At 67.5% G+C, this 4,138-nt stretch carries 3 protein-coding genes; 2 read left to right on the top strand and 1 reads right to left on the bottom strand.

What is annotated here, in order from left to right:
• Nucleotides 1-1,472, top strand: a 1,472-nt coding sequence (locus AB0G02_RS30440) for a zinc-ribbon domain-containing protein (RefSeq protein WP_360800761.1), incomplete at its 5' end; no start/stop codon positions are given.
• A gap of 351 nt (nucleotides 1,473-1,823) precedes the next feature.
• Here the strand turns inward: AB0G02_RS30440 and AB0G02_RS30435 are convergent.
• Nucleotides 1,824-3,257, bottom strand: a complete 1,434-nt coding sequence (locus AB0G02_RS30435) for a recombinase family protein (RefSeq protein ID WP_360800758.1) — start codon at nucleotides 3,255-3,257, stop codon at nucleotides 1,824-1,826.
• A gap of 530 nt (nucleotides 3,258-3,787) precedes the next feature.
• On the opposite strand from AB0G02_RS30435, the gene AB0G02_RS30430 reads away from it, so the two are divergent.
• Nucleotides 3,788-4,087, top strand: a complete 300-nt coding sequence (locus AB0G02_RS30430; RefSeq protein ID WP_360800755.1) for a hypothetical protein — start codon at nucleotides 3,788-3,790, stop codon at nucleotides 4,085-4,087.
• Nucleotides 4,088-4,138 lie beyond the last annotated feature (51 nt).

The following is a 4,138-nucleotide window of genomic DNA, read 5'->3' as shown; positions in this document are numbered from 1 at the left end:
GGTGGCGTTGGTCAGCCGACCAACGCCACAATCCATGGCACGAGATCTGGCCGCTGGAGCGGGTCACCGCCCACCTGGCGGAGAACGGCTTCGACATCGCCGAGCCCATCCGGGGAGGCTACGACCCGGTCGTCACCCGATGCCGGAAGTGCGGAAACCTGAGCGCCCAGCGGATGGGCGACGTGACCTTCGGGTGCACATGCAGGCGCAACACCCGATCGAACAACCCAGCGGCCGCCAGACCCGGACGCGTGCTGCTGACCGAGTCGAACTCGCCCGCCCTGCCGTGGTGGGATCACGACCGCAACGACGACACGACCCTGCGCACCATCACGGTGCGCGCAGTCCGTCGATGTCATTGGCTCTGTCCGGACTGCGGTCTGAGCTTCACGGCGAAAGTCAACGACATGGCCGACCGCCCGTCCTGCCCGGACTGCACCGCCCGGGACAGGTCACAGTGGCAGCAGCAGTACGAGCGGTGGAAGGTCACCCCGGTCGCCGACGTGCCCGAACTGATGGCGGCATGGGCCGACGACGCCGATCCCCGTACGGTGATGGTGGGCAGCGGCACGCCACTACGCCGATTCCGGTGCCCCCACGGCCACCACCCGAGAATCAGCCCACTGCGCTACCACGAGTCGGGTTGTCCTCACTGCCAGGCGACGAAGGCGGACAAGCGGTGGTTGGCCGACACCCTGCCCGAGATCGCCTCACAATGGCATCCGGACCTCAACGGCGAGCTCACACCGCACAACGTGGTCTGGGACTCCAAACGCACGGTGTGGTGGCGCGCCGACTGCTGCGGACACCAGTGGCAGGAAACGGTACGCGACCGCGACAAGTACAAGAGGCTGCGCTGCACACGCTGCGACACCATCCTCGGCTCACTGGCCTGGCACGACCCCGGACTGGCCGCCGAGTGGAGCCCGACCAACCCCCTCACCGCGTGGCAGGTGCGCCCGCACAAGACCACCAGCTTCACACCGGAGTGGATCTGCTCGACCAACCCGACACACGTGTGGCGAGCTCCGCTGTCGACCCGCTCGAACGGCGCCGAGTGCCCCGAGTGCCGCGAACACGGCAAGTCACGTGTCGAACTGGACCACTACGACACCGCGAAAGACAGATTCGGGACAGCCCGCTCCGGAGCGGTCCTGCGCGATCCGGCGTTCACATCACGCACCTCGTGGACCGTCGACATCAGTGTCGCCATCCAGGGACGCACCGTGGTGATCGAGTACGACGGAGCGTACTGGCACGCAGCACCGCCCAAGATCCTCATCGACGAGCGCAAGACCCGAGATCTGCTGGCCGCCGGATACACGGTCGTGCGCCTCCGGGAAGACGATCTCCCGGCGCTGGACGTCGACCACCACAACTACCGGGAGGTCCGGGTGCACTCCGCAGCCCCGAACCCAGGCACCGTGATGGACGAGATCCACCGGTGGATACACCGATCGGCACCGCAGTAGCACTGCCCTTCTGCGGCTCGAAGCGCCCTGACCTGTCAGGGTCCTTCGGACGCGATACACCGGCACCCACATGTTCTCCTCCAGCGCGCTCAGGGCCGACGTACCCTCATGCCGTGTGGCTGCCGCCGCACGGTTCGATCACCACCTCGGCATGGCGGTCCAGTTCCAGGGTGATCCCGAAAGCCTCAACCACGACGGCGGAGCACAGCTCAACCGGTCACCCCGGTGAACCGGAGCCACCAGTCGGCACACGACCGAAAGACCTGACCAGCGACAACAGGGTCAGTACAGGTAGATGACCGAGACGTCAGCACGATGCAACCTTCATGTGTGCCTTACGGTCGAGCAGGCTCACGCACGTTTGCGGCGCCCGTGCCGCCCAACGGGGACGTAGGGATCCGGGTGGGTCGAGTTCCTCCGGACTTCGACGCGGTCCCGATCACAGATCACCTCGATCCCCTCGTCCCCGAGCGACACAGCCATTGCGGCGCCTTCGGCCGTGGCCGGACCGGATCCGTCAGGTGTCGCGGCCGACCCGATCCGCTCCAGCAGGCGGTCCTCGCGCCAGTACAGCGGCCTGGCGCCGTCTGCCGGACACGGGCGGGCACTGCTGTAACCGTGGCGGCACCGGTAACCGGGACGGCCGTGCACCCAGTGCGCGTCCATCCGCCGACCGCACACCCCACACGCCACCCGACCCGACAACAGGTACCGGCGTTCGTCTCCCCCGTCGTTGGGGCGTCGGGCGCGTACCTGCTGCGCCGCGGTGAAGTCCCCCATGCTCACCAAAGGCGTGTGCACGACATCCAGCGAGATCGCCCAGTCCTCCGGCAGGTTCGGCACCTGCCCCGGACGACCGGTGCGCAGGTCGACCTCGTCGCGGTCGTTGGCCACCCGGTTCCACACCTGACGCCCCGTGTAGCGCGGGTTCTCCAGGATCGTCTGCACCGACTGCACACTCCACCCCTCACCAGCACGGTGCCGATTGCGCTCCCGGTCCGCAGCCGACGGGCACGGCACACCACGCTCGTTGAGCTCACGGGCGATCCCGGCCACCGACACACCCGCCAACCGGCGGGCGAACATCCACCTCACGTGCCCGGCGGTCCGCGGATCCGGCGCCAGCTTCCGCGCCCTCCTCCCCCACCGCGCATCCGCACGCTTCGGGTGCGGCCCGCCGTCGACCAGCATGTAGCCGTAGGGCGGACGCCCACCCAGATACCGCCCCAACTCCGCCTGCGCCTTCATCGCCGCCAACGCCCGGTTACGAGCCCGGATCACCTCACGCTCCGACTGCGCACCCAGAAAGGTCATCAACCGACGGTGATCGTGATCGTCCAGATCCACCCGGCCACCGACCTCGGGCAACCACACCTGCACCCCGGCCGCCCGCAGCAACGGCACCAACTCGTCGAACTGCCGACCGCAGAACGCCCGCTCATACTCCCCTACGACGATCGCGTCGAACCCACGATCCGGATCGGCCGACGCCTCCAGCAACCGGGCCGCTTCCGGACGGTTCAACCACCGACGCCGACGTGACGAACCCTCATCGAAGAACTCCGCCACCACCAACCCGTGTCCGGCGACCAGGCGCTCGCAGACCTCCAGCTGCCACAGCCGCGAGGAGCACCGGTCCTGATACTCCGAGGTCGACATCCGCCCGTAGAACGCAAACCGCAACCCCCGGTGAACGTGCGGATCCTGCGAACGCCTCCGCTCATCCCGGCGTTGCTTCTCGCCCAGCCAGGCGTCCAACAGATCATGATCGTTCTCCACGGCCATCACGGCACCTCCACCACACGAGACTCGACAGCTCGGTGATGACGAATCCCGACGGCCATGACACCCGAAGACCCAAACAGCGCAGTATCTACACCCGAATAGCGGATCGTCGACCTCGTGAAGCCCCAGTTGCGGGCACCCCGCCAGATGTCCGACTCACGACCTGCTCTACCCGATGACGAGCACGGTGTCGAACCGAGCAGGTATAACAACCCGGAGGCAATCTTGGGATTGATCTACCGTGGCGGGCATGACCGCGCCATCGCCCAGCTTCCCGGCCGAGTTCGATCACCGGTTCCTCGGCCTCGCTGCCGGGACCGACAAGGCATACTTCGGCCTGGACGTGCTGCGCGGCCTGGTCGAAGGAATCGACGAGCACCGCCGCGAACATGACGCCCGCAAACCCACCCGATCGCTCGGACCGGCGATGCTGGGCGCGTTCCTGTGGCTGGACGACGACACGCTACCACGACGGCAACCCGCTGACCCGCAAGCGCTACGAGACCCTGTGGGGGCGGATCGGGAAGCACGTGGACACCGTGCACACCCAGATGATCAGCACGCACTGGTTGCGGCACACCACGTTGACCTGGGTGGAGCGCAACTTCGGGTTCGCCGTGGCGCGGGCCTATGCCGGACACGCCGAGCCGACCTCGAACAAGCACGGGGTGACCTACACCTACGTCAAGGCGAGCCTGAGCGAAGTGGCCGCGGCATTGCAGGCCATGACCGGTGAGCAGCACCCGCTCGCGGTTGCGGAGACGTGGGCCGTTGCGGCGGTCGAGCAGCATCTGTTCGCCTCAACGTTTGGCGCGCCGCGGGTGTCGTAGACGAAGTGTGGCTGCCCGTCCACAGCTAGCCGGTCGGGCAGCCACCACGAC

It is taken from the genome of Actinosynnema sp. NPDC023658, assembly GCF_040639995.1.
GTDB lineage: Bacteria > Actinomycetota > Actinomycetes > Mycobacteriales > Pseudonocardiaceae > Actinosynnema.
The sequence above is the reverse complement of the archived record's forward strand: the minus strand, read 5'-3'. Positions and strand labels throughout refer to the sequence as shown.

Bases quoted from the DNA above. Each gene is read 5' to 3' on its own strand.
- AB0G02_RS30435 (WP_360800758.1), bottom strand. From the start codon at position 3,257: ATGGCCGTGGAGAACGATCATGATCTGTTGGACGCCTGGCTGGGCGAG.